We start from the raw sequence: 25,265 nt of genomic DNA on the forward strand, positions 1-25,265 counted from the left end.
GGCGGACCTCCGGTCGACAACGTCCGCAGAGCCTAGCGGTCGCCCCGCCGCCGCGTCAGGGGACCGGCCGGCCGCTCGGGGCCGGTGCCGGACCCCACGGCCCGGGACCGGCCCCGACGCCGTGGATCGGGCGGGACGGTCACACCACGCCCTGGTCGACGCTCCCGGCGGTCAGTGCCTCCAGGGCCAGCCCCATCGCCCGGTCGAAGCCGGCGCCGATGAGGGCTCCGTCGGTGGGCAGGCCGAGGCCGGGGTGGTCGCTGGCGACGAGGAGGGTGGCGGCCCGCATCCCGGAGAGCCGGGCCGCGGTGAGGACCGCCGCGGTCTCCATGTCGATGCCGGACACGCCGGTGCGCCGGCATTCCTCGACGAGCGCCGAGTCCTGCGTGTAGACGGCGTCCAGGGTGTGCACCAGGCCGTCGCGCAGGGTGCCCGGGGCGGTGTCGTGCAGGGCCCGTACGAGCTGGTGGTCGGCGACCGCCGGGTAGCGTCCGGGGCACAGGGCGGCGCTGGTCCCGTCGGCGGATACCGCGCCGGTCGGGACGAGGAGGTCGCCGCAGCGCAGGTCGTCGGCGACGGCCCCGCAGTAGCCCACGCCGACCAGGCTGCGCACGCCGCGGCCGGCCGCCGCCTGGATGGCCATCGCGGCGGCGGGAGCGCCGAGCTTGGCGTTGAGGACGGCGATGCGCCGGCCCGCGTACACGCCGATGGAGACCGTGCGGTAGCGCTCCACGATCTTCAGGTGCTTGTCCCACACACCGGAGTCGTAGAGGTCGGGGTTCTCCAGGGGCAGGACCGCCTCGGCCGGCAGCGGGCCGTCGACGTCGGCGAAGAGCCAGTCGTCGGCGATGGAACGGAAGGCGGTTCCCCAGTCCGGCCGGTCCCCGGTCGGTGCGTCAGACATGTTCACGGCTCTTTCTCCACGGGTCGGTGCGTCGACGTCGCCGCGGGGGGCGGGGCGGACCCCGTCCCCGTGCGGTCCCCGCCCCGGGTGGCTGTCCGTCCCCGGCCGCGTGAACGACGACGTGCGCACCATTGTCCCCGGACCGCCGGCCGGCGCCCTCGGCGGGGTTCGGCGGGCGGCGCCGTCAGGCGGGCGGCCCGGACACCCGGAGCGGGAGGCGGGTGATCCCGTTGATGAAGTTCGACACCAACCGGCGCGGCGGTCCCGTCAGTTCGGGGGCGGGTAGCGACGCGCGCCATTCCTCGTGGAGGACGCGGAGCTGGAGGCGGGCGAAGTGCGCCCCGAGGCAGACGTGCGGGCCGTCGCCGAAGGAGACGTGCGGGTTGGGCGAGCGGGTCGGGTCGAGGCGGTGCGGGTCGGTGAAGACGCGTTCGTCGTGGTTGGCGGAGGCGTGGAACACCACCACCTTGTCCCCCGCCCGGATCCGGGCGCCCGCGAGGACGGTGTCGCGGGTGGCGGTGCGGCGGAAGCTGAGCACGGGCGGGTGGACGCGCAGGAGTTCGTCGACCGCCCGGTCCACGGGCGCGCTGCCGTCCGCGAGGCGGCGGTAGGCGTCGGGGTGGCGGGCCAGGGCGAGGAGCCCGCCGGGGGCGGCGCTGCGCACGGTGTCGTTGCCCGCGACGGTCAGCAGGAAGAAGAACATCTCCAGTTCGGCGGGGTCCAGCCCGGCCTGGGCGAGGGCGGTCATGACGTCCTCCCCGGGATGGGCCCGTTTGTGCGCGGCCAGTTCCCGCGCGTACGCGAACATCTCGCCGAGCAGGGCCGGGGAGCGGGGGTTCAGCGGTGTTCCGTCCGGACCGGTGACGGGCTCGGGTGCGTCCTCGGGGTCCTGGTAGCCGATGATCCGTACGGTCCACTCCAGCAGCAGGGCCCGGTCGGCGGGCGGGACGCCCAGCAGGTCCGTGAGGTTCAGCAGCGCGTACTCGTCGGTGACGGCGGCCACGACATCGGTGCTGCCGTCCTCGGCGCGGTCCCGGGCGGCGGTGAGGAGCGTACGGGCGCGGTCGCGGGCCCGGTCGGCGAAGGCGTCGACGCGGGCGGGGGTGAAGGCACGGGCGACGAGGCGGCGGAGCCGGCCGTGCCCGGGGGGATCCTGGTTGAGCATGGTGCTCCGCAGGAACGGCAGGTCGGCCGGGTCCGGGTCGCGGATCTGGGTGGCGCCCGCCCAGGAGGAGTACGTGGCGTGGTCGCGGAGCACGTGCACGACGTCGGCGTGCCGGGTGACGGCCCAGAATCCGGGGCCGGCGGGCCACCCCAGGATCTCGGGCTCGGCCTGCCAGGAGACGGGGTGCCGGTCGCGCAGGGTCCGGTAGCGCGCGTGCGGGACGCCTTCGGCGTAGACGCGGGGGTCGAAGACGTCGGGGACGTCGGCGGCGCGTTGCATGGTCCACACGGTGGCGGGCGGGCGGGGCGTCCGCAAGGGGGCCGCGCGGGAGGCCGGGGCGGCGGCCTTCAGTGGTCCGGCCGGCAGCGTTCGGGGTCCAGGGCGGTGTCGGTGCCGTGCAGGAAGACCTCGTGGTCGGAGCCGAGGGTGGAGGTGGCGCTGCACACGAGCTGGCCGCGGGCCACGGCGTCGAGGCCGGAGACGGGGAAGGGCAGGCGGACGTCCAGGCCGTCGTCGGCGACGGGGACGACGGACACGGCGGCGATGTCGGGGCCCTCGACGGCGGGCAGTCGGGTGCCGAGGCCGGCCCGGAGTTCGGCGCGGCCCGGGCCGCGCAGCAGCCCGAGGACGCCGCTCAGCGGGCCGCTCGTCGCGCTGCGGGGCTGCGGTGAGGGGACCAGCCGTCCGTCGGGGCCGATGAAGAAGGCGAGCGGGCCGCGGGCGGGCGAGGCGACGGCGACCCGTGCGGGAGCGCCGCTCTCGATGACGCCGGTGGGGGCGATCCCGCAGGCGGTGAGCAGCAGGGGGCCGGCGAGGGCCATGCCGGCGAGGGCGGTGGTGCGGCGGCCGGGGGCGGGCGTGCGGGTCACGCGACGGCCTCCAGCGGCATGTCGACGGTGAACACGGCGCCGGCGGCGAGGGCGTTGGCGGCGCGCAGGGTGCCGCCGTGGAGGCGGACGTTCTCCAGGGTGATGGCGAGGCCGAGGCCGCTGCCGGCGGAGCGGGTGCGGGCGGCGTCGGCCTTGAAGAACCGGTCGAAGATGTGCGGGAGCACGTCGGGGGCGATGCCGGGTCCGCTGTCGGTGACCTCGATCAGCAGGCGTTCCCCGTCGGGGTGGGGCTGGGTGCGGACGCCGATCCGTACGGGGGCGGCGCCGTGCCGCAGGGCGTTGCCGACGAGGTTGGCGAGGATGACGTCGAAGCGGCGGGGGTCGAGGCGGGCCCGGATCTCCCGGGGAAGGTCGGCGGTCACCCGGTCGTCGTCCCAGTGGCGCAGTTCGAGGGTCTTTCCGACGGCTTCGGCGATGTCGACGTCGTCGAGGTTGAGTTCGGCGGCGCGGGCGTCGAAGCGGGAGATCTCCATCAGGTCCTCCACGAGCACGGCCAGCTTCCCGGTTTCGGAGCTGATCAGGCGCAGGGCCTTGGCGGTGTCGGGGTCGAGGTGTTCGGCGTCGGCGTCCTCGTCGAGCACTTCGGTGACGGCGAGCATGCCGGCGAGGGGGGTGCGCAGTTCGTGGGAGACGTCGGAGGCGAAGCGGCGGGCCCGGACCTCGGCCTCGCGGAGCTCGGCGACGGATTCCTCCAGGGCGCGTGCGGTCTCGTTGAAGGTGCGGGCGAGGCCGGCGAGTTCGTCGGAGCCCCGTACCTCGATGCGGGTGTCGAGCCTGCCGCGGCCCAGGTGGGTGGCGGCGCGCCGCATGTCCCGTACGGGCCGCAGGACGCTGCGGGCGGCGAGCAGGGCGGGGATGACCGCGATGGCGAGGCCGGGGACGGCGCCCTGGCGGGCGGCTTCGACCATGGCGTCGACGGTCTGTTCCTCGGCGCCGAGCGGCATGACGGCGTAGAGGACGACGCCGGTGGGGCGGGCGGAGCCGTCGGCCGAGTCCATGACGGCGGGCATGCCGATGGTGAGGTAGGACTCGCCGCGGCCGTCGTCGACGCGTTGGAAGGCGCCGTGCGGGTTGGCGGCGACCTGGCGGCGGAGCCGGTCGGTGAGGACGGCGGAGGTCGCGGGGGTGACGTTGGAGGAGGCGCGCAGGGTGCCGTACTCGCCGAAGACCACCCAGGGGTGCGGTTTGCCGCGTTTGCCGATGTCGGTGACGAGGCGTTGCAGTTGGTGCTGTTCCATCGGCAGCGCGAGGGTCTGGCCCTCCAGTTGGTCCCGCAGGGTGCTGACGGCGGTGTCCTGGCTCTGGGTGAGGATCGCCGTGCGGGCTCGCTGGTAGGTGAGTGCGGCAGTGCTCACCGCGCTGATCGCGGCGACGAGGAGGAACGCCGCGATGAGGCGGGTGCGCAGGCCGGGGGGAGCGAGGTTGCGCACGGTCGGCTACAGCGGTCCGAAGCGGTAGCCGAAGCCCCGCACGGTCTGTATGTAGCGGGGGCTGCCGTCGGGGTCCTCGATCTTGTTGCGGAGCCGGCGCACGCAGGCGTCCACGAGCCGGGCGTCGGCGTGGTAGCTGTGCTCCCACACGTACTCCAGCAGTTGCTGCCGGGAGAAGACCTGCTCGGGCGAGGCGCTGAGGTGCAGCAGCAGTTTGATCTCGCTGGGGGCGAGGGGGACGCGCTCCCCGTTCTTCGCGACGGTCAGTCCGGCGCGGTCGACGGCGAGCTCGGCGTGGTGCTCGATGCCCTGGCGGACGGTGGCGTCGCCGAGTCGGCGCAGGACCGCCTTGATGCGGGCCTCGATGATTTCGGTGCGGACGGGTTTGACGACGTAGTCGTCGGCGCCGGCTTCGAGGCCGACGACTATGTCGAAGTCGTCGCCGCGCGCGGTGAGCATGATGATCGGGACCTCGCTGGTCTCACGGATCCGGCGGCAGACCTGGACGCCGTTGATGCCGGGCAGCATGAGGTCGAGCAGGACGAGTTCGGGGTGGAAACCCGCCATGAGGGCGAGGCCCTCCTCGCCGGTCTCCGCGGCGCCCACCTCGTGACCGCGGCGGCGCAGCCCGAGTGCGACGCCTTCCCGGATGGAAGGGTCGTCCTCGATCAGCAGTACGCGTGGCATCCGGTCAGTATCCCCAGAAGGTCGGTGGCTTTCCTCCCGCTAACGGCCGATCCTGCGCCGCAGGGAGTTCAGCAGGGCGGTGATCTCCGTCAGGCGCAGCGGCCCGGCGAGGACAACGACGACGATCACGATCGCCGTGGTTCCCGCGCCGGCGGCGGCGATGTCGCCGAACCGGTCGGCGCCGCGGGCGGCGGCGTACCCGACGGCGCCCGCCGGCAGGCAGGCGGCGAGCAGCCGCAGGTGGGTCCGTACGGCGGTGTCGGCGGCCCGCACGGTACCGACCCCGGTCGTGGGGCGGGGGCCGAGCCGTCGGGCGAGGGCGTACGCGGTGACGGCGGCGCCCGCGGTGAAGGCGACGGTGGTGGCCGCGGCCATGCCGGTGACCGCCCAGCGGGTGGGGAGCAGGAAGTACGCGGCGGCCGACAGGGCGGCGTTCAGCCCGGCGATGACCAGGTTGAGGAAGAAGGGGGTCCGGGTGTCGGAGAGGGCGTAGTAGGCGCGGGAGAGGACGTACTGGCCGGAGAAGGCGATCAGGCCGGGCGCGAAGGCGACCAGGATGCCGGCCATGACCTCGACGTCGGCGGGGGTGGTGGCTCCGTGGCCGAAGACGCCGCCGATCACCCAGGGGGCGAGGACGGCGAAGACCGTGGCCGCGGGCACCACGAGTGCGGCGCTGGAGCGCAGCGCGTACGAGACGTCGCGGCGGACGGCGGCGAGGTCGCCGTCGGTGGCGGCGGCGGCCATGCGGGGGGTGAGGGCGGTGACGAGGGAGACGGTGATGATGCCCTGCGGGACGACCCACAGCTGGTAGGCGTTGCTGTAGGCGGTGTAGCCGACGCCGGCCGCGAGGCCCGCCCGGTCGCCGACGTCCCCGGCGGTGGTGGAGAGGCGGGTGATGACCCAGTAGGCGATCTGGTTGGTGAGGACCAGCAGGACGAGCCAGCCGGCGTTGCGCAGCGGGCGGGCGAGGCCGCTGCCGCGCCAGTCGAAGCGGGGGCGCCAGCGGAAGCGGGCGGCGCGCAGGGAGGGGATCAGCGCCAGGGCCTGGATGACGATGCCGGCGGTGGTGCCGATGCCCAGGAGGCGGGTCTCGGCGGCGGTGAGACCGTCGGGGGCGTCGTGCGAGAGGACGAGGAAGAGGCCGAAGACGCCGATGACGACGAGGTTGTTGAGGACCGGGGTCCACATCATGGCGCCGAAGCGACCGCGGGCGTTGAGCACTTGGCCGAGCAGGGTGAACAGGCCGTAGAAGAGGATCTGGGGGAGACAGAACCGGGCCAGGGCGACGGTGGTGTCCAGCCGGTCGCCGGCGTAGGGGGTGTACGCGCCGATGATGGCGGGGGCGGCGAACACGGCGGCGGCGGTGAGCACGACGAGGGCCGCGGTGCAGGCGGTCAGCAGCCGGTCGGTGTAGGCGGCGCCGCCGTCGGCGTGTTCCCTGGCCGCGCGCACCAGCTCGGGGACGAAGACGGCGTTGAGGGCTCCGCCGACGAGCAGCATGTACAGGATGTTGGGGACGGTGTTGGCGACGGCGTAGGAGTCGCCGAGCCACAGGACGCCGAGGGCCGCGACGACGACCGCGGAACGGACGAAGCCGGTGGCGCGGGAGACGATCGAGCCGGCGGCCATGACGGCGCCGCTGCGCATGAGCGAGCCGCCGCCCCTGACGGGGTCCTGCGTGGCGGTGGGGCCGGCGGGGGCCGCGGCCGGACTCGTTCCGGTGGCGGTCATCGCGGCCTCCAGGTCGGTGACGCCTCGACGGGGCGTCGTCGGGCGGGCGGAAGTCGGAGCGTATCCGCCCGTCCGGCACGCTCCCGAGGCAGGTCTTCGTGAGGGGCCTCCGCCCTCGTGGGGGGTTCTCCTCCCGGATAGGGACTTTCGACCCTGCTTTCGCGGCGATGGTCCCGGGCAGGGGGTCGGGATGGGGGCGAGAGGGGCCTCGGGCGGGTCCGGAGGAGATCGTCCGGATATTTTCCGCAAAACGCGCAACCCGAAGGCGCCCCGTGCGCTCCTTGCTTACGGACGATCGATACTTTCGGAGGGGTTTTCGTTGAGCCGCACACGCCGTACCGCACTGCCGCGCCGTCGGGGCCGCCACGCCACGTTGGCGGGCACCGCACTCCTGGCCGCCGCACTGACCGCCTGCGGGGGCGGTTCGGACGCCGGTGGGGACGGCAAGGCCGAGATGAAGCAGAAGCCGGCCATGGCGGTCTCGGTGAACCTGACGGGCGACCAGGTCAAGGCGGGCGAGCCCGTCACGGTGACGGTGGCCGAGGGCAAGCTCGCGCAGGTGAAGGTGACGGACGGCAAGGGCGGCGAACTGCCCGGGCGGATATCCGCCGACGGGAAGAGCTGGACCTCCGAGCGCAACGCCTCGCCGGGTACCGAGTACAAGGTGGAGGCGCAGAACACCGACAGCCAGAGCGCGAACACCCAGTTCAAGACCTCGGCCGCGGACAAGGTGAACAAGGTCTCGATCAACATCTCCAAGGGCAGCACGGTGGGTGTCGCGATGCCCGTCTCGCTCGTCTTCGACAACCCGGTGAAGAACAAGGCCGAGGTGGAGAAGCAGCTGAAGGTGACGACTTCGGACAACACCGAGGGTTCGTGGGGCTGGTTCAAGGACTACTCCGGCAAGGACCGGGTGGACTGGCGGCCCAAGGAGTACTGGAAGTCCGGCACGGACGTGAAGGTCGAGATGAACCTGAACGGTGTGGACTCCGGGCAGGGCGGCGGACTCTTCGCCCGTGACTACAACACCGAGTTCAAGATCGGCAAGGATCGGCGGATCGAGGTCAGCCTCGACACGAAGAAGCTGTCGATGACCGAGGGCGGTCAGGTGGTCAGCACCATCCCCGTATCGGCGGGCACTCCCGGCGGCCAGAAGGCCTCCTGGTCCGGGAAGATGGTGCTGATGGCGAAGGAGGGCACCATCCGGATGGATTCCCAGACGGTGGGCCTGGGCGACTCCTACGACAAGATGGTCGACTATTCGATGCGGCTGACGTGGTCGGGCATGTACGCGCACGCGGCCCCGTGGAACACCGCCAACTTCGGCAATGCCAACACGAGTTCCGGATGTGTGGGCATGAGCGACGCCAACGCGAAGACCTTCTACGGGCAGGTGCAGGTCGGCGACCCCTTCGAGGTCGTCGGCAAGGGCTCGAAGGGCAACGCCGAGCTCGGCAACGGCTACGGCGAGTGGAACCTGTCCTGGGACGAGTGGAAGACCAAGAGCGCGCTGGGCACCGGCGCGCAGAACGGCTGACCCCGGCGGAGGCCACCGCCCGCCTCCCGCGTATTGACTATTGGTCAATTGTTACCACCACGTAACTTACTCATGGGTTACCCCGAGTAAGCCCCTCCCGTTACCGTCGGGTCACTTTGACACCGGCGCACGTGAGGAGCGACCGATGCCAGTCCGCACCACCACCGCAGCAGCCGTGGCGGGCATGCTCGCCGCCGCCGCCCTGGGCCTGGCCCCCCACCAGGCCCAGGCGGCGACCGCGAGCGTGCCCACCTCGGCCGTCGCCGCTCAGCCGGAGCTGCGTTTCCACGACATCCCCGGCTCCGGCGGCATCACCCTCAAGGGCAACGTCTTCACCCCCGCGGGCGCGACGCCCGGCCGCACCTACCCGCTGATCGTGCTCCCCACCAGCTGGGGCATGCCGCAGATCGAATACATCGCCCAGGCCCGCAAGCTCGCCGACTCCGGCTACGTCGTGGTCGGTTACACCTCCCGCGGCTTCTGGCTCTCCGGCGGCGAGATCGAGACGGCCGGCCCCGCGGACGTCGCCGACGTCTCCGCCGTCATCGACTGGGCCCTCGCCACCACACCGGCCGATCCCGCCCGCATCGGCCTCGGCGGGGTCTCCTACGGCGCCGGCATCAGCCTGCTGGCCTCCGCGCACGACCCGCGGATCAAGGCCGTGGTCGCGCTCAGCGGATGGGCCGACCTCATCGACTCCATCTACTCCGGCCGCACCCAGCACCTCCAGGCGGCCGGCCTGCTCGGCGCCGCCGGCGCCATCACCGGCCGGCCGGGCCCGGAACTGCGGCAGATCCTGGGCGACTTCCTCGGCTCCAGGCTGGACAAGGAACAGGCGATGATCGACTGGGGCCGCAAGCGGTCCCCCGCCGAGAAGGTCGACCGGATCAACGCCAACGGCGCCGCCATCATGCTCGGCAACGCCTGGGGCGACACCATCTTCCCGCCCAACCAGTACGCCGCCTTCTTCGAGAAGCTCACCGGCCCCAAGCGCCTGGAGTTCCGCCCCGGCGACCACGCCACCGCCGAGGCCACCGGCCTGCTCGGGCTGCCCAACGACACCTGGACCAACGCCCACCGCTGGTTCGACCGCTACCTCAAGGGCGAGCGCAACGGGGTGGACACCGAGGCCCCGGTGCAGATCAAGTCCCGCGGCACCGGCGGCTACGAGGGCTACGCCGACTGGAAGTCCGTCGGCTCCGGCGGCACCGAGCGGATCGCCCTCTCCGACAGCGAGCACGTCTTCGCCAACGTCGACTCCGGCGCCAACGGCGGCATCGTCATGCTCTCCAACCTCCTCGACCAGTTCCTCAGGACTCCCCCGGTCGCCTCGATCCCCCTCCTGCCCCGGTCCTTCGCCGCGGTCTGGCAGTCGCAGCGCTACGACGCCGAGCGCCGCATCCGGGGCACCGTCAAGCTCCACACCACCGTGACGCCCACCAAGGGCGACGGCACCTTCGTCGCCTACCTCTACGACGTCGGCCCGCTCGGCCTCGGCAAGCTGGTCAGCAACGCCCCGTACACCTTCCACGGCAAGACCCCCGGACAGGCCTTCGGGGTGGACCTGGAGCTCTTCTCCACCGCCTACGACGTGCCCGAGGGCCACCGGCTCGCCGTCGTCGTGGACACCGTCGACCCGCTCTACATCGAGCACAATCCGACCGGCGCGCAGCTGACCTTCTCCTCGCCGCGCACCGATCCGAGTTGGGTCTCCGTGCCGCTGCGCGAGCAGTGATCCACGGCTGCTGCCGGGCGGTGGGGGCGCCCGCGCGCCGCTACCTCCCCGGCAGCAGCCCGCCGGGGCCGGCGTCCGGGACGGCCACCGCCTCGGTCTTCGGGTTGCCCCGCTCGCGCCGGGCCACCCAGGTCGCGAACCAGGACAGCAACATGCACATGCCGATGTAGATCGGCGAGATGATCATCACGACGGGGATGAACGGCAGGTCGTAGTCCAGGTTGGAGGCGATCAGCTTGCCCGCGTGCAGGAACTCCTCGTAGGTGATCAAGTAGCCCAGCGAGGTGTCCTTCAGGGCCACCACGAGCTGGCTGATGATCGTCGGCAGCATCGCCCGCACGGCCTGCGGGGCGAGCACGTACGTCATGACCTGCGTCTTGCGCATGCCCAGCGCGTACGCCGCCTCGCGCTGCCCCTTCTCCACGGCGTTGATGCCCGTGCGGAAGACCTCGGCCAGGACCGACCCGTTGTACAGGGTCAGCCCGGCGACCAGGGCGGGCAGCGGCTGGACCTTCAGCGCCACGAAGATGAAGAAGATCATCACCAGCACCGGCATGGCCCGGAAGAACTCGACGAAGAGCGTCGCCAGCCAGCGCACGGGACGGTGGACGGAGAGCCGACCGCATGCGAGGACCGCGCCGAGCAGGAGCGAGAGCACCGAGGCGTAGACGAAGGCCTTGAGGGTGTTCCACAGCCCCCTGAGCAGCAGCTCCTGGATCCCCTCGTAGGTGAAGGGGCTCCACTTGGCGGCGGTGAACTGCTCGGTGTCGAACAGCAGGTAGAGGATCCAGGCCAGCAGCCCGAGGATCAGCACCGTGGAGCCGATCCCGTAGAACAGGTGCCGACGTCGGGCCCGCGGGCCCGGGATGTCGTAGAGGGCGGAGGACCCCAGGTCCCCGTGCAGCCCGTGCGCGGTCATCGGGCGACTCCGAAGCGCTTCTCCAGCACGTGGAAGAGCAGGCTGATGGACAGGGTGATGATCAGGTACCCCACGGCGATCCAGACGAAGGTCCAGATGATGCTGTAGCCGAGTTCGTTGAGGGTCTTGTAGGTGCCCAGCAGCTCGGTGACGCTGAAGGCGCCGGCGATCGCGGAGTTCTTGGCGAGGGCGATCAGCGTGGAGCCGATCGGCGGGATGACGGAGCGGAAGGCCTGCGGGAGGATCACCGACCCGAGGTTCTGCTCGAAGGACATGCCGAGGCTGCGGGCCGCCTCGCCCTGCCCCTTGGGCACGGTGTTGATGCCCGAGCGCAGCACCTCGCAGATGAAGGCGGACGTGTAGCAGCCCAGGGCGAGGACGGCGAAGAGCTGGAAGGGCAGCACGATCCCGAAGCGGGGCAGGCCCAGCAGCACGGCGAAGAAGAGCAGGGTGAGGGGGGTGTTGCGCAGCACGGTCACCCAGACCGTGCCGAAGACACGGAAGGAGCCGACGGGCGCGACCCGGAAGGAGGCCATCAGGAAGCCCAGGACCAGGGCCAGCAGGCTCGCGTAGACGGTCAGCTCCACGGTGCCGAGGAAGCCCTCCCCGTAGAGGGCGAAGTTGTCGGTGAGTACGTCCATGGTGGTGCGCTCTCCCCTCAGCCCGCCGGGTAGCGGTCGATGGCGGGCGGTGTCGGGGCCGGCTCGCCGGACAGGCCGAGGGTGGCCTCGTAGGCCTTCTGCCAGTTGCCGTTCTTCTCGTTCTCCTCCAGCGCGTCGTCGAGGGCGAAGCGCAGGGCGTTGTCCGAGCGCGGTACGCCGATGCCGTAGGGCTCGTTGGAGAAGCGGTCGCCGACCACCTTGAGCTCCTCGGGGACCTTGGCCGCGTAGCCCAGCAGGATGGAGTCGTCGGTGGAGACGGCGTCGACCTGGTAGGTCAGCAGGTTGTCCACGCAGACGGAGTAGGTGTCGTAGGCGACCAGGACGGCCTTCGGGTACTCCTTCTGGAGCCGCTGGTAGGGGGTGGATCCGGCGGCCGAGCAGACCTTCTTGCCGGCCAGGTCGTCGGGGCCCTTGATGTCCTCCTCGTCCTTGCGGACCAGGAGCGACTGACCGGCCATGAAGTAGGGCCCGGCGAAGCCGACCTGCTTCTTGCGGTTGTCGTTGATCGTGTAGGTGCCGACGTAGTAGTCGATCTGGCCGTTCTGCAGGGCGGTCTCGCGGTTGGCGGAGGCGATGGTCTTGTACTCGATCGTCTTGGGATCGAAGCCGAGGGCCGCCGACATCATCTTGGCGATCTCGACGTCGAAGCCGGAGTACCGGCCGCTCGCGGGGTCCTTCTCCCCCATGTACGGCTGGTCCTCCTTGACGCCGACCACCAGGTGGCCGCGTTTCCTGGCCCTCTCCCAGGTCGGCGACTGCGGCAGCCGGAAGCCGGTGGCGACCTTGTAGACGGGGAGGTCCTCGGGCTGCGGTCCCTTGACGGAGGGGCTGCCGGGTTTGCCGCAGCCGGCGACGGCGAGGAGCAGGACGAGCAGGAGGGCGCCCAGTGCGCGGGTGTGTTTCATCGGGGCCCCTCAGTGCTTGAGGATCTTGGAGAGGAAGTCCCTGGCCCGCTCGCTCTCGGGGGCGGTGAAGAACTCCTCCGGGGTGCGGTCCTCGACGATCCTGCCGTCGGCCATGAAGACGACCCGGTTGGCCGCGGAGCGGGCGAAGCCCATCTCGTGGGTGACGACGACCATCGTCATGCCCTCGGAGGCGAGCTGCTGCATGACCTCCAGCACCTCGTTGATCATCTCCGGGTCGAGTGCCGAGGTGGGCTCGTCGAAGAGCAGTGCCTTCGGGCTCATGGCCAGGGCGCGGGCGATGGCCACGCGCTGCTGCTGGCCTCCGGAGAGTTGGGCGGGGTACTTGTCCGCCTGGTCGGCGAGGCCCACCCGGTCCAACAGCTCCCGGGAGCGCTTGTCCGCCTCGTCCTTCTTTCGCTTCCTGACCTTGATCTGCGCGAGCGAGACGTTGGCGAGGACGGTCTTGTGCGCGAAGAGGTTGAAGGACTGGAAGACCATGCCGACCTCGGCCCGCAGCCCGGCGAGGTCCTTGCCCTCCTCGGGGAGCGGCCGGCCGTCGAGGGTGATCGTGCCCGACTCGACGGTCTCCAGCCGGTTGATCGTCCGGCAGAGGGTGGATTTCCCGGATCCGGAAGGGCCGATGATCACCACCACCTCCCCGCGGCCGACGGTGAGGTTGATGTCCTGGAGGACGTGCAACGTCCCGTAGTGCTTGTTGACGTCCCGCAGCTCGATCAACGGATCGACGGCCATACGCTGCCCTGCCCACTTGTCGGTGTGTCGAGGTCAGCGCAAACTATCCAGCCGCCGAAGGCGACTTCCCCCCGACACGCCTGAAAGGCGCATAAAGCACACCGGGTGCGTCGCGGGTACCGGGCGGGTGTGGGCGGCGGGGTCAGGCCTCGGAGGCCTCGGCGTGGGCCTGGCTGAGTTCGGGGGAGCCGGTCATCGCCCAGGAGACCCCCGACGCGAGTACGTCGAGCTCCCGCCCCGATTCCAGCCGGATCATCGGGCGGCCGTTCGGCCAGACCTGCCAGGCGGCTCCCGGGACGGTCCGGACGACCACCGTCCCGAGGTAGAAGCCGGCGTCGTTGCCCAACCAGGGCACGGCCTCGGGGTCCCGCCGCCAGCGCGGCATCAGTTGGTCGAGGGCCTCCAACGAGCCCGGGGTCTGGTCGAGTTCGAGACCGGCCGATCTCGCCTGGGCCCGCAGCATCTCGCATTCCGAGAACAGTTCGGCGATGCCCTCAGGATCGTCCGCGAGGGCGACGGCGAGTCCCGCACCCTGTTCCGTTTCGTGCCGGTTCAGCCAGTTGGCCAGGAAAGGGATGTGCATGCAGCCCAGCGTGGCACCAGGAAGCGCCGCCGGCCACAGGGCGCGCCTGTCCGGCCGGGATCCCGGAATCCCGGCCGGGGTCCTCAGACCTCCAGGTCGACGACGACCGGCGCGTGGTCGGAGGCGCCCTTGCCCTTGCGTTCCTCGCGGTCGACGTACGCGTCCTTGACCGCCTTCACGAAGGGCTCGTTCCCGTAGACGAGGTCGATGCGCATGCCCCGGTTCTTGGGGAACGCGAGCATCCGGTAGTCCCAGAAGGTGTACGGCCGGTCGTACTTGAGCGCCCGCGGGAAGACGTCGGACAGGCCGGCGGCGCGCAGTGCCTCCAGGGCGGCCCGCTCCGCCGGGGTGACGTGCGTGAGCCCCGCGAAGACCGCCGGGTCGTAGACGTCCTCGTCGGTCGGCGCCACGTTGAAGTCGCCGAGCACCGCGAACGGTCGTGATCCCTTCGCGTCCTCCGCGATGGCGGTCGTGAGGGCGCCGAACCAGTTCAGCTTGTAGCCGTAGTGGTCGTGCTCGACCTCGCGGCCGTTGGGCACGTAGACCGACCAGACGCGCACGCCGCCGCAGGTGGCGGAGATGGCGCGGGGCTCCTGGACGCCCTCGTAGTCGGGCCCGTCGGGCAGGCCCGTCACCACGTCCTCCAGGCCGACCTTGGAGAGGAGGGCGACGCCGTTCCACCGGCCGGTGGCGTTGACGACGGACTCGTAGCCCAGCTCGCGCAGCTCGGCGGCCGGGAACTGCTCCGCCGAGCACTTGGTCTCCTGGATGCAGAGCACGTCCGTGCCGGAGCTCTCCAGCCAGGCGAGCAGCCGCGGCAGCCGGGCGGTGATCGAGTTGACGTTGTACGTGGCGATGCGCATGCGTCCCAACCTACCGCCCCGCACCGACAGTCACAGGTCGGTGTGGTCGCCGGCGGTGAGTCGGCCGTGGGGTGCGCCGGACAGGGCGTTCAGGGCCGTGTCGTAGACGGGGCGGGCGATGTCCGAGAGGTAGGCGTCGTGGATGTCGATGGTCCGGTTCGGCTTGACCTCACGGACGTAGTCGATCACCTCGGCCACCTTGTTCCAGGGGGCGTGCACCGGGATCATCAGCGTCTCGACGGGCTGCTCGGGCACCGTCAGCGCGTCCCCGGGGTGGAAGAGCGAGCCGTCCACGAGGTAGCCGACGTTGGTGACGCGCGGGATGTCGGGGTGGATCACCGCGTGCAGTTCGCCGTACGCCCGGACCTCGAACCCGGCCGCCTCGAAGGCGTCGCCGTGGCCCACGGTGTGCACGCGACCCGGGTAGGCGGGGGCGAGCCTTTCCGCGACGGAGCGCAGCGTCCACAGCCGGGCGGCCGGGTTCGCGTCGAGCGCGGCACGCAGCCGGCCCTCCTCGAAGTGGTCGGGGTGCTCGTGCGTGACCAGGAGGGCGTCCGCCCCGAGGCCCGCGTCGGGTTCGCTGAAGGCGCCCGGGTCGATGACGAGCGTGCGCCCGTCCTTCTCCAACTGGACGCAGGAGTGGAGCCGCTTGGTGAGCTTCATGATCCCAGGCTAAGGGCTGCCCCTGTCCCCTACGGAACGGTGGTGGAGACCACGTAGACCCTGGGGTTGGCCGGGTTGGTGAGGTCGACCGTGACGTCCCGGGTGGGGCGCGGGTCCTTCGCGTCCAGGGTGACCCCGTACCACCGGTGCTTGGGGCTCCAGCTCCAGCCGGCGACGCCTGCGTCGTGCGCGGAGATCGACACCCCGGGGGTGAGCGCCTCCCGGTCGGTGCCGATGTCGGCGAGGAAGGCGTCGAACTGCGCGGGCGTGACCCCGAACTGGACGTAGAGGCGGCTGGTGCGCCAGTTGTTGGTCTCCAGGTAGCCGACGCGTGAGGCCAGCAGTGGGATGGGCACCTCGTAGATGCTGCGCTGCACCTTGGACGGCCAGGCCTCGCGCACCTTGACCGCGCCGACCTTCGCGGCCTTGTCGCGGCCGCTCTGCCGGCTCTGCTGGGCGGAGACGGCGAGGTAGCCCGCCGGGACCCCGACGAGCAGCAGGATGATGATCGCGGTGATCCAACGGCGTCGGACGACGTGTCTGCGGTCCTCGGCGGTGGGCGCGGGCGTGCCGCCGGCTCCGGGGGGCGGGGCCTGGCGGGGCAGGGAGGGCGGGGTCACTGCTGTCCTGTGTCCTTGGCGTCCGGGGCGTCGGAGGAGCCGGTGGCGGCGCGCCGGCCGAGCTGCGCGTAGCGTTCGTGGCGCTCGACGCGGCGGCGGGTGGCGCGCCGGAAGCGGCGGGCGACGAGCCGGGCCAGGTCCGCGGCCCCGACCATGCCGGCCTCGGGTCCGAGCTGGGCCTTGGCGATGCGGGCCTCGGGGCGGTAGCCGCGACCGGTGAGGTGGCGCCGGAAGGCGTCCCGGGCGGGGCCGATGAGCAGGTCGTCGGCGGCGCTGACGCCGCCGCCGATGACGAAGCAGGAGGGGTCGAGGGCGGCGGCGAGGTTGGCGATGCCGACGCCGAGCCACTGGCCGATGTCCTGGAGGAGCTCGACGCACATGGCGTCGCCCTCGCGGGCCAGCTCGGTGATGAGCGGGCCGGTGATCTCGGCGACGTTGCCACCGACGCGGGCGATGATGTTGTAGGCGACCGGGGAGTCGGCGGCGGCGAGTTCGCGGGCCTCGCGGACCAGGGCGTTGCCGGAGCTGTACTGCTCCCAGCAGCCGCGGTTGCCGCAGGGGCAGCGGTGCCCGCCGGGCACGACCTGCATGTGGCCGAACTCGCCGGCGACCCCGTAGCGGCCGCGTTTGACCTGGCCGCCTTCGAGGATCGCGCCGCCGATGCCGGTACCCAGTGTGATCATGACGAGGTGGTCCTCGCCGCGGCCGGCGCCGAAGCGCCATTCGGCCCAGGCCGCCGTGTTGGCATCGTTGTCGACCATGACCGGGACCGCGAGCCGCGACTGGAGGGCGTCGCGCAGCGGCTCGTCGCGCCAGGCCAGGTGGGGGGCGAACAGGACCCGCGAGCGGTCGGCGTCGACCCAGCCGGCCGCCCCGATGCCCACGGCGTGGACGTCGTGCCGGTCGGACAGGTCCAGCACCAGCTCGACGATGGTGTCCTCGACGACCTTGGGGCTCTTGGACTTGTCGGGGGTCTCGGCGCGGATCTTCTCCAGGATGACCCCGTCGGCGTCCACGACACCGGCCATCACCTTGGTGCCGCCGATGTCGATGCCGACGGTCGGAACGCGCGGGGCGGTCAGCAGCGACCTGCGCTCACGGGTCCCGACGGTCCGCAGGACGGTGCCCCGCGCCGCCCCCCGGTGGGCGAGCGTGAAGTCCCGGTACGTGCTCATCGAGTCGTGTCGTCCCTCAGTGTGCGGTGGTGCCCGGTGCGGCGCCGGGTGCGGCGTCCGGTCCTGATTCTGCCACCCGCTCCAGCTCGTGGCTCAGCTCGTCCAGCTCGGAGCCGCCCGCCATCTGGCGGGTGAGCTCGTCCAGGGTGATCGATTCACGGGTGTGGCTGCCTGCCATCGTGCCGCGCTTGAGGAGCACGAAACGGTCCCCCACCAGGTACGCGTGGTGCGGGTTGTGGGTGATGAGGACGACGCCCAGGCCCGCGTCGCGGGCGGCGGCGACGTACTTGAGGACGACCCCGGACTGCTTCACGCCGAGGGCGGCGGTCGGCTCGTCCAGGACGAGCACCTTCGCGCCGAAGTACACGGCCCGGGCGATGGCCACGCACTGGCGCTCGCCGCCGGACAGGGTACCGATGGGCTGGTCCACGTCGCGCAGGTCGATGCCCATGCGCAGCAGCTCGGCGCGGGTGGTGCGGCGCATCAGGTCCACGTCGAGGCGGCGGAACGGGCCGCGGCCCTTCGTCGGCTCGGAGCCGAGGAAGAAGTTGCGCCAGACGGGCATGAGGGGGACGACGGCCAGGTCCTGGTAGACGGTGGCGATGCCGTGGTCGAGGGCCGCCCGGGGGTTGGCGAGGACGGTTTCCTCGCCCTCGATCTCGAAGGTGCCGGCGTCGTGCCGGTGCAGCCCCGCGATGATCTTGATGAGGGTGGACTTGCCGGCGCCGTTGTCGCCGAGCACGCAGGTGATCTCGCCGGCCGAGACCTCCAGGGAGACTCCCTGGAGGGCGCGGATGTTGCCGTAGTACTTGCTGACGTCCGTCAGCCGCACCAGGGCCTCACCGGCCGCGGCGCCCGCCGCGGACTCGCTCCTCGCGCTCACTTGCTCGCCTCCGCCCGCTTGCGCACCCACGCGTTGAGCAGCGTGGCCAGCAGCAGCATCCCGCCGAGGAAGAACTTGAACCAGTCCGGGTTCCACTGGGCGTAGACGATGCCGTTGCTGGTCATGCCGAAGATGAAGGCGCCGACGGCCGAGCCGATCGCCGAGCCGTAGCCGCCGGTCATCAGACAGCCGCCGATGACGGCCGCGATGATGTACAGGAACTCGTTGCCGACGCCCTCGCCCGACTGGACGACGTCGAAGGAGAACAAGATGTGCTGCCCGGAGATCCAGGCGCACAGCGCGACGCCCATGTAGAGGCCGATGCGGGTCTTGACCACGGGCACGCCGGTCGCGCGGGCCGCGTCGGCGCCGCCGCCCACGGCGAAGATCCAGTTGCCGGCGCGGGTGCGCAGCAGGATCCAGGTGGCGACGGCGACGAGGACCAGCCACCACAGGATGGTGACCTTGAGGGTGACGGAGCCGACGTTCCACTGGGACGCGAAGAGCGCCCGGGCGGAGGAGAAGCCCTCCATGTCGGCGATGCTCTTGGTGGAGACGGAGCCGCTGATCAGTTTGGTGAAGCCGAGGTTCAGGCCGGTCAGCATCAGGAAGGTGCCGAGCGTGATGATGAAGCTCGGCAGTTTCGTGCGGGTCAGCATGAACCCGTTGAAGAAGCCGATCGCGAGGGTGACCAGCAGCGACACGAGTACGCCGACCCAGACGTTGGCCGTCATCTGATAGCTGAACATCGAGCTGAACAGGGCCGACGTGGTGACCATGACGCCCGCGGAGAGGTCGAACTCCCCGCCGATCATGAGCATCGCGACCGGCACCGCCATGATCCCGATGGTGGAGGCCGAGTACAGGATCGTGCTCAGGCTGGAGGCCCGCAGGAAGCTGTCGGCCGCGAAGGAGAAGAAGACGAACACGGCGACCGCTCCGACGACCGCGCCCAGCTCGGGCCGGGCGAGGAGGCGGCGCAGCAGCGAGGCCGGTGCGAGGCGCTCGTCCGCGGTGGGGGCGGCGGCGCTCACCGGGTGCCCCGCTCGATGTACTTCTCCAGCTCGGCGGCCTCGGTCCCGGTGACGATCTGCGGCCCGGTGAGCACCGGGCGGCCGCCGCCGAGGACGTCCGCGTTGTAGCGGTAGAGCCACAGCAGGTCCACGGCCTGGTAGCCCTGGAGGTAGGGCTGCTGGTCGACGGCGAAGCCGAGGGCGCCGGACTTCAGGTCCCGGGCGACGGATTCGTTGAGGTCGAAGGTGTCCACCTCGGCCTTGCTGCCCGCCGCGTCCTTCGCCTTGACCGCGGTCGGGGCGAACGGGGCGCCCAGCGTGACGAGCGCGTCGACGGACGGGTCCGCCTGGAGCTTCGCCTGGATGGCCGCCTGCACGGACGGCATGTTCGTGCCCTCGACGTACAGGTTCTCCATCGTCCCGCCGAAGGTCTTCTTGGCTCCGGCGCAGCGCTGCTCGTGGCCGACGTTGCCCTGCTCGTGCAGGATGCAGACGGCCTTCTTCCTGCCGCGCTTGGTGAGCTCGGTGCCGACCGCCTCACCCGCGATCTCCTCGTCCTGCCCGATGTGGGTGAGGGCCCCGTAGGCGGCGGACTGGGCGGATCCCGAGTTGACCGTGATCACCGGGATGCCGGCCTTGACCGCCTTGCCGATGACGTCCTTGAGGGCGTCGGGCTTGGCGAGGCTGACGATGATCCCGTCGACCTTCTGGTCGATGGCGTTCTGCACGAACTGGGCCTGCTGCTGCGCCTGGTCGTCATGGGAGTAGACGAAGTTGATGTTGTCCTTCGCCGAGGCCTCCTTGGCGCCCTTCTGCACGATGTCCCAGAAGGTGTCCCCGTCGCCCGCGTGGGTGACCATCGCGAAGGTCCAGCGCGGTGTGGACACGGCCGGTCGGCCCGCATCGGCCTTCGCCCGCTCCTCGGCGCGCTTGCCGCCGGTGCTGCTGCAGCCCGCGAGGGAGGCTCCCAGTACCACCGCGAGCACCGCGCCCACGACGCGTACCCCTGTCCGAACCCTAGCCACGTCGCCGCGCCCTTCCCTCGTCCGCCATCAATCGGTCATTCCGGTTCCAGCCGCCCAGTATCCGCCACAGTGGACCATGAAGGGCCATCGGGGCATGCGCGGGCAGATTGACAGGTCCCCCGTACGGGGTCAGGTTGAGTGCATGCGCATCGGGCTCATCGGAACCGGCCGCATCGGTTCGTTCCACGCGGCCACACTGGCCCGCCACCCGGACGCCGGCTCGCTGCTGCTCGCCGACGTCGATGCCGGTCGGGCCGCACGGCTCGCGGACCGGCTGGGGGCCACCGCCGCGCCGAGCGTGGACCAGGTCTTCACCTGGGGGGTGGACGCCCTGGTCGTGGCCTGCTCGACGCAGGGGCACGCCGAGCTGGTGCTGCGGGCGGTGCGCGCCGGGCTGCCGGTGTTCTGCGAGAAGCCGATGGCCCCGGACCTGGCACGCGGCCTCACGGTGTTGCGGGAGGTGACGGCCGTCGGCGGGGTGCTGCAGATGGGCTTCATGCGGCGCTTCGACGCGGGGCTGACCGCCGCGCGGGACCTGGTCCGTTCGGGCGCGCTGGGCCGGCTGCACACGGTACGGACGATGACGTCCGATCCGGCTCCGCCGGCCGCCGGGTACCTGGCGACCTCGGGGGGCCTGTACCGGGACTGCCTGGTCCACGACTTCGACACGGTCCGCTGGGTGACCGGGCACGAGGTCGTCGAGGTGTACGCGGCCGCCTCGGACGCGGGGCCGCCGCAGTTCCGCGAGAGCGGCGACGTCGACACCGCCGCGGCCCTCCTGACCCTGGACGACGGGACGCTCGTCACATGCTCCGGGACCCGGTGCAACGGTGCCGGGTACGACGTCCGGATGGAGCTGGCCGGCGAACGGGACCAGGTTTCGGCCGGGCTGGACGACCGTACGCCGATCGCCTCCACCGAGCCGCAGGGCCCGCCCGCGGCGAGCAAGCCCTGGGGCGGGTTCCTGGAACGCTTCGGGTCGGCGTACGAGGCCGAACTGGCGGCCTTCGTCCGGCTGGTCCGGGGCGAGGGCCCCAATCCGTGCGACGGCCGGGAGGCGCTCGCCGCCTTCCGGATCGCGGAGGCGTGCGAGCTGTCCCGGCGGGAACGCCGGCCGGTGCGGCCGGCGGAGCTCCCGGATCTGTGAGCGGGCCCGGTGACGGGCGTTCACGGCGCGGCGCCTACCAGCGCACCGGGTACTGCTTGACGCCGCGGACGAGCGCGCCGCTGATCCATTCGCGCTGTCCGGGCACCTCCGCGAGGTCCGGGAAGCGCTCCAGCAGGGCGCGCAGGGCGATGCGGCCCTCCATGCGGGCCAGCGGGGCGCCCAGGCAGAAGTGGATGCCGTGGCCGAAGGCCATGTGGCCCGGGCCCCGGCGGCGGATGTCGAAGACGTCGGGCTCCGCGAAGCGGGACGGGTCGCGGTCGGCGCCGGCCAGGGAGATCAGTACCGCCGAGCCCTCCTCGATGAAGGTCCCGCCGATCTCCAGGTCCTCGCGGGCGAAGCGGAAGGTGGAGGTCTCCACCGGGCCGTCGTAGCGCAGGATCTCCTCGACCGCCCCGTCGATCAGCCCGTCGAAGTCGGCGCGCAGCGCAGCGAGCTGCTCGGGGTGGGCGAGCAGCGCCCGTACCCCGTTGGTGATGAGGTGGCTGGTGGTCTCGAAGCCGCCGATCATCAGCAGGAACGCCATGGCGACGAGTTCCCGCGGGGTGAGGCGGTCGCCGTCGTCGTCACGGCTCAGGGTCCAGGCGCTGAGCAGGTCCTCGCCGGGGTCGGCGCGCTTGGCGTCGGTGAGTTCGGTGAGGTAGGCGGTCATCTCCCGCAGGGCGGCGTCCTCGGCCGCCTGGCCGGTGGGCGAGACGATCTCGACGGACCAGGCACCGAAGGGCTCGCGTTCGGCGTCGGGCACGCCGAGGAGCTCGCAGATCACGGTCATCGGCAGCGGGTGCGCGAACGACGTGACCAGGTCCGCGCCGCGGGAGGGGTCCGCCTCCATCGCGTCGAGCAGGTCGTTCGTGATCTGTTCGACGCGGGGGCGCAGGTCCTCGACCCGGCGCGAGGTGAAGGGGCGGGAGACCAGCCGGCGCAGCCGCGTGTGGTGCGGCGGGTCGGCGCGGTGCATGTTGTCACTCGCGTCGGTGGTCTCGCGGTCCGCGTAGCTGCGGCCGGAGGTCAGCCAGTTCTTCGAGATGGCGGGGTGGACGAGGGCCTGCCGCGCCGCCTCGTCCCCGACGATGAGACAGATTTCCGTGCCGTCCGTCGCCTTGACCCGGTGGACGGGTCCCTCTTCCCTCATCCGCGCGTAGTGCGGGTACGGGTCTTCGTTGAAGTCTTCGGCGATCGAACTGATGTCGAGAACGGGCATGACGGCCACAGTAGGCCCGACGATCAAGCGACCAGGAGCTACTTTCGGACAATCGTTCAGCCTGCCGTGCGCCGGCCCCACGCGGTACCGACCAGTACGAGGACGACGCCGGCCAGGCCGACGGCGCCGAGGTGCTCCCCGCCGATGGCGATGCCGGCCGCGGCCGCCCAGAGGGGTTCGGTGCCGAGCAGCAGGCTGACCCGGGAGGGGGAGGTGCGACGTACGGCCCACATCTGCACGAAGAAGGCGAAGAGGGTGCAGAAGACCGAGAGGAAGGCGAGTCCGACCCACTGGGCGACGCCGAAGTCGGCCGCGGCCGACCACGGGGAGGCGCCCGTACCGGGCAGCGCCGCGAGCACGGCGAACACCAGGACGGAACCGCCGAGCTGAACGGTGGTCAGGGAGAGCGGGTCCGCGTCCTGGACGGCCTTGATCCGGGCCATCAGCAGCACGTGGACGGTGCGGGCCAGGGCCGCTCCGAGGATGAGCAGGTCACCGAGGCCGGGGGCGGTGAACCCGGCGCCCTGGGTGAGCAGCACGACCCCCGCGACGGACACGGCCGCCGCGCCGAGGAAGGCGGGCGAGGGGGCGGTGCGGCGGACGGCCGATTCGGCGAGCGGCGTGAAGATCATCGTCAGGCTGATGATCAGCCCGGCGTTGGTGGCGGAGGTGTGGACCACCCCGTACGTCTCCAGCAGGAAGATCCCGCCGAGCACCAGGCCCAGCACGCCCGCCCCGCGCAGCTGGGCGGCGTTCAGCGCGCGCAGCCGCGACCAGCCGGCGATGACGAGGACGGGCAGCACGAGCGCGAAGCGCAGCACGAGCACCGCGATCACGGTGTGGGTGGTGGTGATGCCCTTGGCCGCGAGGTAGCTGCCGCCCCAGACGACGGCGACGAGCAGCACGGGGAGGTCGGCGAGCCAGGCCCGGCGGGGGGCGAGGGCGGGCGAGGCGGCGGCGAGGGTGGTCACCGGGGCGTCTCCAACGGTGGGAAGGGGTGGAGACTTCGGCGGCTCGCACGGGTGCGGGCCCACGGTAGCCGAGTCGATCTTCCCGGTCGACCGGGTTTCGGGCACCGCGGCCGGGCCCGTGGGCGGCGGCCACCGGCCCCCGCACCGGCCGCCCCGGCCCCCTCGCCGCCCGTCGGCCGGCGCCCCGGGGGCGCCCCCTATTCGCCGATCGTGCCGAACCCGGCGCGGCCCGTGGGCCGGTAGGTGTGGATGGACGTGCCGCTCGTGGTGGTGCGGGAGGCCGTCAGCTCGAAGGCGGTCGGCAGGCCGCCGGTGGGGAACAGTCGGCGGCCCCCGCCGAGGAAGACCGGGAAGGTCAGCAGGTTCAGCTCGTCGACGAGGTCCCGCGCGAGCAGCCACTGCGCCAGCTGTCCGCTGCCGTGCACCTGGAGCTCGCCGTCCGTCGCGTCCTTGGCGCGCACCACCTCCGCCTGGAGGTGCTCCCCGTCCACGACCGTGGTGCCCGGCCAGGCGGGTTCCTTGAGCGTCGTGGAGGCCACGTACTTCGGCAGGGCGTTCAGCGGGCCCGCGATCGGGTCGGTGGGGTCGGTCTGCTTCGGCCAGTACCCGGCGAAGATCTCGTACGTCCTGCGCCCGAGGAGGAAGGCCCCTGCGCGGTCGAACACCTCGGTCATGAACTCCCCCATGCCCTCGTCGGCGAAGGGGGCCAGCCAGCCGCCGTACTCGAACTCGCCGGTGGTGTCCTCCTGCGGCCCTCCGGGGGCCTGCATCACGCCGTCGAGGGTGAGGAAGGTGGTGAGGGTCAGCTTGCCCATGGCTCTGCGCTCCTTGGATCGGTCCGCTTCGGGTACCCCGTACACCGCTTCAGACTCCCCGGCCGACCGGAACTCATCGGTGCGGCGCGCGTGAACGCCGTGTCCGATTCCCGCCGGCGCCCGACCTCCCGCCTCCCATTTCATTGAACCCGCAACGATTTATGGGGCGCGAGGCCCCTTGACGGGAGGAAGCACGATGAACGGTGCCAACACGGTGGCCCTGGTGACCGGAGGCAGCCGCGGCATCGGGGCGGCCACCGCCCTGCGCCTGGCGCGGGACGGCATGGACGTAGCGATCACCTACGCCCGGGACGCGGGGGCCGCCGCCGGGGTCGTCGGCGGGATACAGGCCTTGGGCCGGCGGGCCCTGGCCGTACGGTCCGACGCGGGCAGCCCCGACGGACCGGAAGCGGCCGTCGAGGAGACGGTGCGCGCGTTCGGCCGCATCGACGTGGTCGTCAACAACGCGGGCGTCGGCGTCCTCGGCCCGTTGGAGTCCCTCAGCCCGGCGGACGTGGACCGGGTCCTCGACGTCAACGTGCGGGGCGTCCTCCTGACCTCTCGGGCCGCGGTCGGGCGGATGACGCGCGGCGGACGGATCATCACCGTCGGCAGCTGCATGACCCAGCGGGTGCAGGAGCCCGGCGGGACCCTGTACGCGATGAGCAAGGCCTCGCTGACGGTCCTGACCAGGGCACTGGCCCGGGAACTCGGCGACCGCGGCATCACCGCGAACCTGGTGCACCCCGGCCCGGTGGACACCGACATGAACCCGGCCGACGGGCCGAACGCCGGGCCGCGGGCCGCGATGACGGCCCTCGGCCGGTTCGGCGCACCGGACGAGGTCGCCTCGATGGTGTCCTTCCTGGCCGGGCCGGATGCCGCCTACGTCACGGGCGGCGAGTTCTCCGTGGACGGCGGGTACGCGGCGTAGCGCGCCGGGCGCCGGGCTCGGGGGACGGCGCTTCGG

25 protein-coding genes are annotated in these 25,265 nt (G+C 71.9%); 4 read left to right on the top strand and 21 right to left on the bottom strand.

Going from position 1 to position 25,265, the window contains the following annotated elements:
* Positions 1 to 139: 139 nt before the first annotated feature.
* From ACZ58N_RS31820 to murJ, 6 genes are all read right to left on the bottom strand, one after another.
* Positions 140 to 904: a phosphorylase family protein gene (locus tag ACZ58N_RS31820; protein WP_471166942.1), complete on the bottom strand. Its 765-nt coding sequence runs from the start codon at positions 902 to 904 to the stop codon at positions 140 to 142.
* 184 nt (positions 905 to 1,088) lie between these two features.
* A complete protein-coding gene (locus ACZ58N_RS31825; protein WP_471166945.1) occupies positions 1,089 to 2,348 on the bottom strand; it encodes a cytochrome P450 in 1,260 nt (419 codons plus the stop codon).
* A gap of 68 nt (positions 2,349 to 2,416) precedes the next feature.
* Positions 2,417 to 2,938 (bottom strand): hypothetical protein, encoded by a 522-nt coding sequence (locus tag ACZ58N_RS31830; protein WP_471166947.1) that lies wholly within the window; start codon positions 2,936 to 2,938, stop codon positions 2,417 to 2,419.
* Positions 2,935 to 4,389 carry an ATP-binding protein gene (locus tag ACZ58N_RS31835; protein WP_471166950.1) on the bottom strand — a complete coding sequence of 485 codons (1,455 nt, stop codon included), beginning with the start codon at positions 4,387 to 4,389 and terminating at the stop codon, positions 2,935 to 2,937. Before ACZ58N_RS31835 ends, ACZ58N_RS31830 begins: the two co-directional genes overlap by 4 nt.
* 6 nt (positions 4,390 to 4,395) lie before the next feature.
* Positions 4,396 to 5,076 carry a response regulator gene (locus tag ACZ58N_RS31840; protein ID WP_471166953.1) on the bottom strand — a complete coding sequence of 227 codons (681 nt, stop codon included), beginning with the start codon at positions 5,074 to 5,076 and terminating at the stop codon, positions 4,396 to 4,398.
* A 39-nt stretch (positions 5,077 to 5,115) separates the two neighbouring features.
* A complete protein-coding gene (gene murJ, locus ACZ58N_RS31845) occupies positions 5,116 to 6,807 on the bottom strand; it encodes a murein biosynthesis integral membrane protein MurJ (protein ID WP_471166955.1) in 1,692 nt (563 codons plus the stop codon).
* A 319-nt stretch (positions 6,808 to 7,126) separates the two neighbouring features.
* Here murJ and ACZ58N_RS31850 point away from each other — a divergent pair, with 319 nt between their 5' ends.
* The gene (locus tag ACZ58N_RS31850; protein ID WP_471166958.1) at positions 7,127 to 8,344 is read left to right on the top strand and encodes a L,D-transpeptidase; all 1,218 of its coding nucleotides are present in this window, start codon (positions 7,127 to 7,129) and stop codon (positions 8,342 to 8,344) included.
* Positions 8,345 to 8,489: 145 nt separating this feature from the next.
* A complete protein-coding gene (locus tag ACZ58N_RS31855) occupies positions 8,490 to 10,079 on the top strand; it encodes a CocE/NonD family hydrolase (RefSeq protein WP_471166961.1) in 1,590 nt (529 codons plus the stop codon).
* Between the two features lie 40 nt (positions 10,080 to 10,119).
* Here the strand turns inward: ACZ58N_RS31855 and ACZ58N_RS31860 are convergent, their stop codons facing one another.
* The 12 genes from ACZ58N_RS31860 to ACZ58N_RS31915 all read right to left on the bottom strand — a co-directional run bounded on the left by ACZ58N_RS31860 (position 10,120) and on the right by ACZ58N_RS31915 (position 20,143).
* The gene (locus ACZ58N_RS31860; RefSeq protein ID WP_471166964.1) at positions 10,120 to 10,998 is read right to left on the bottom strand and encodes an amino acid ABC transporter permease; all 879 of its coding nucleotides are present in this window, start codon (positions 10,996 to 10,998) and stop codon (positions 10,120 to 10,122) included.
* Positions 10,995 to 11,639, bottom strand: a complete 645-nt coding sequence (locus ACZ58N_RS31865) for an amino acid ABC transporter permease (protein ID WP_383990085.1) — start codon at positions 11,637 to 11,639, stop codon at positions 10,995 to 10,997. The genes ACZ58N_RS31860 and ACZ58N_RS31865 overlap by 4 nt, the downstream gene beginning before the upstream one ends.
* A 17-nt stretch (positions 11,640 to 11,656) precedes the next feature.
* Positions 11,657 to 12,565 carry a glutamate ABC transporter substrate-binding protein gene (locus ACZ58N_RS31870; RefSeq protein WP_471166967.1) on the bottom strand — a complete coding sequence of 303 codons (909 nt, stop codon included), beginning with the start codon at positions 12,563 to 12,565 and terminating at the stop codon, positions 11,657 to 11,659.
* 9 nt (positions 12,566 to 12,574) lie between these two features.
* The gene (locus tag ACZ58N_RS31875) at positions 12,575 to 13,318 is read right to left on the bottom strand and encodes an amino acid ABC transporter ATP-binding protein (protein WP_471166969.1); all 744 of its coding nucleotides are present in this window, start codon (positions 13,316 to 13,318) and stop codon (positions 12,575 to 12,577) included.
* Positions 13,319 to 13,460: 142 nt separating this feature from the next.
* On the bottom strand, positions 13,461 to 13,901 hold the full coding sequence (locus tag ACZ58N_RS31880; RefSeq protein ID WP_471166972.1) for a DUF6278 family protein: 441 nt from the start codon (positions 13,899 to 13,901) through the stop codon (positions 13,461 to 13,463).
* Between the two features lie 83 nt (positions 13,902 to 13,984).
* Positions 13,985 to 14,764 (bottom strand): exodeoxyribonuclease III, encoded by a 780-nt coding sequence (locus tag ACZ58N_RS31885; RefSeq protein ID WP_389709750.1) that lies wholly within the window; start codon positions 14,762 to 14,764, stop codon positions 13,985 to 13,987.
* Between the two features lie 30 nt (positions 14,765 to 14,794).
* Positions 14,795 to 15,427, bottom strand: coding sequence for an MBL fold metallo-hydrolase (locus tag ACZ58N_RS31890; protein WP_471166974.1), 633 nt, complete (start codon positions 15,425 to 15,427; stop codon positions 14,795 to 14,797).
* Between the two features lie 29 nt (positions 15,428 to 15,456).
* Positions 15,457 to 16,047: a hypothetical protein gene (locus ACZ58N_RS31895; protein WP_471166977.1), complete on the bottom strand. Its 591-nt coding sequence runs from the start codon at positions 16,045 to 16,047 to the stop codon at positions 15,457 to 15,459.
* Positions 16,044 to 17,222, bottom strand: a complete 1,179-nt coding sequence (locus tag ACZ58N_RS31900) for an ROK family glucokinase (RefSeq protein ID WP_471166979.1) — start codon at positions 17,220 to 17,222, stop codon at positions 16,044 to 16,046. Before ACZ58N_RS31900 ends, ACZ58N_RS31895 begins: the two co-directional genes overlap by 4 nt.
* Positions 17,223 to 17,238: 16 nt before the next feature.
* Positions 17,239 to 18,105, bottom strand: a complete 867-nt coding sequence (locus ACZ58N_RS31905; protein ID WP_471166982.1) for an ATP-binding cassette domain-containing protein — start codon at positions 18,103 to 18,105, stop codon at positions 17,239 to 17,241.
* Positions 18,102 to 19,139 carry an ABC transporter permease gene (locus tag ACZ58N_RS31910; protein WP_389709740.1) on the bottom strand — a complete coding sequence of 346 codons (1,038 nt, stop codon included), beginning with the start codon at positions 19,137 to 19,139 and terminating at the stop codon, positions 18,102 to 18,104. Before ACZ58N_RS31910 ends, ACZ58N_RS31905 begins: the two co-directional genes overlap by 4 nt.
* The gene (locus tag ACZ58N_RS31915; protein ID WP_471166985.1) at positions 19,136 to 20,143 is read right to left on the bottom strand and encodes a sugar ABC transporter substrate-binding protein; all 1,008 of its coding nucleotides are present in this window, start codon (positions 20,141 to 20,143) and stop codon (positions 19,136 to 19,138) included. Before ACZ58N_RS31915 ends, ACZ58N_RS31910 begins: the two co-directional genes overlap by 4 nt.
* A gap of 142 nt (positions 20,144 to 20,285) precedes the next feature.
* On the opposite strand from ACZ58N_RS31915, the gene ACZ58N_RS31920 reads away from it, so the two are divergent.
* Positions 20,286 to 21,290 carry a Gfo/Idh/MocA family protein gene (locus ACZ58N_RS31920; RefSeq protein WP_471166987.1) on the top strand — a complete coding sequence of 335 codons (1,005 nt, stop codon included), beginning with the start codon at positions 20,286 to 20,288 and terminating at the stop codon, positions 21,288 to 21,290.
* A 34-nt stretch (positions 21,291 to 21,324) separates the two neighbouring features.
* Here the strand turns inward: ACZ58N_RS31920 and ACZ58N_RS31925 are convergent, their stop codons facing one another.
* The 3 genes from ACZ58N_RS31925 to ACZ58N_RS31935 form a co-directional block, all read right to left on the bottom strand.
* Positions 21,325 to 22,509, bottom strand: coding sequence for a cytochrome P450 family protein (locus ACZ58N_RS31925; RefSeq protein WP_471166990.1), 1,185 nt, complete (start codon positions 22,507 to 22,509; stop codon positions 21,325 to 21,327).
* A gap of 56 nt (positions 22,510 to 22,565) precedes the next feature.
* Positions 22,566 to 23,480 (bottom strand): DMT family transporter, encoded by a 915-nt coding sequence (locus ACZ58N_RS31930; protein WP_471166993.1) that lies wholly within the window; start codon positions 23,478 to 23,480, stop codon positions 22,566 to 22,568.
* Positions 23,481 to 23,677: 197 nt separating this feature from the next.
* A complete protein-coding gene (locus tag ACZ58N_RS31935; protein WP_471166996.1) occupies positions 23,678 to 24,295 on the bottom strand; it encodes a dihydrofolate reductase family protein in 618 nt (205 codons plus the stop codon).
* Positions 24,296 to 24,491: 196 nt separating this feature from the next.
* Between ACZ58N_RS31935 and ACZ58N_RS31940 the strand changes: the two genes are divergently transcribed.
* Positions 24,492 to 25,229, top strand: coding sequence for an SDR family NAD(P)-dependent oxidoreductase (locus ACZ58N_RS31940; RefSeq protein WP_471166999.1), 738 nt, complete (start codon positions 24,492 to 24,494; stop codon positions 25,227 to 25,229).
* The last annotated feature ends 36 nt before the right edge of the window (positions 25,230 to 25,265 follow it).

The sequence above is a fragment of the Streptomyces sp. NPDC040432 genome (assembly GCF_055595445.1).

Bases quoted from the DNA above. Each gene is read 5' to 3' on its own strand.
- ACZ58N_RS31820 (WP_471166942.1), bottom strand. From the start codon at position 904: ATGTCTGACGCACCGACCGGGGACCGGCCGGACTGGGGAACCGCCTTC.
- ACZ58N_RS31825 (WP_471166945.1), bottom strand. From the start codon at position 2,348: ATGCAACGCGCCGCCGACGTCCCCGACGTCTTCGACCCCCGCGTCTAC.
- ACZ58N_RS31840 (WP_471166953.1), bottom strand. From the start codon at position 5,076: ATGCCACGCGTACTGCTGATCGAGGACGACCCTTCCATCCGGGAAGGC.
- murJ (WP_471166955.1), bottom strand. From the start codon at position 6,807: ATGACCGCCACCGGAACGAGTCCGGCCGCGGCCCCCGCCGGCCCCACC.
- ACZ58N_RS31855 (WP_471166961.1), top strand. From the start codon at position 8,490: ATGCCAGTCCGCACCACCACCGCAGCAGCCGTGGCGGGCATGCTCGCC.
- ACZ58N_RS31860 (WP_471166964.1), bottom strand. From the start codon at position 10,998: ATGACCGCGCACGGGCTGCACGGGGACCTGGGGTCCTCCGCCCTCTAC.
- ACZ58N_RS31865 (WP_383990085.1), bottom strand. From the start codon at position 11,639: ATGGACGTACTCACCGACAACTTCGCCCTCTACGGGGAGGGCTTCCTC.
- ACZ58N_RS31870 (WP_471166967.1), bottom strand. From the start codon at position 12,565: ATGAAACACACCCGCGCACTGGGCGCCCTCCTGCTCGTCCTGCTCCTC.
- ACZ58N_RS31875 (WP_471166969.1), bottom strand. From the start codon at position 13,318: ATGGCCGTCGATCCGTTGATCGAGCTGCGGGACGTCAACAAGCACTAC.
- ACZ58N_RS31880 (WP_471166972.1), bottom strand. From the start codon at position 13,901: ATGCACATCCCTTTCCTGGCCAACTGGCTGAACCGGCACGAAACGGAA.
- ACZ58N_RS31885 (WP_389709750.1), bottom strand. From the start codon at position 14,764: ATGCGCATCGCCACGTACAACGTCAACTCGATCACCGCCCGGCTGCCG.
- ACZ58N_RS31890 (WP_471166974.1), bottom strand. From the start codon at position 15,427: ATGAAGCTCACCAAGCGGCTCCACTCCTGCGTCCAGTTGGAGAAGGAC.
- ACZ58N_RS31900 (WP_471166979.1), bottom strand. From the start codon at position 17,222: ATGAGCACGTACCGGGACTTCACGCTCGCCCACCGGGGGGCGGCGCGG.
- ACZ58N_RS31920 (WP_471166987.1), top strand. From the start codon at position 20,286: ATGCGCATCGGGCTCATCGGAACCGGCCGCATCGGTTCGTTCCACGCG.
- ACZ58N_RS31925 (WP_471166990.1), bottom strand. From the start codon at position 22,509: ATGCCCGTTCTCGACATCAGTTCGATCGCCGAAGACTTCAACGAAGAC.
- ACZ58N_RS31935 (WP_471166996.1), bottom strand. From the start codon at position 24,295: ATGGGCAAGCTGACCCTCACCACCTTCCTCACCCTCGACGGCGTGATG.
- ACZ58N_RS31940 (WP_471166999.1), top strand. From the start codon at position 24,492: ATGAACGGTGCCAACACGGTGGCCCTGGTGACCGGAGGCAGCCGCGGC.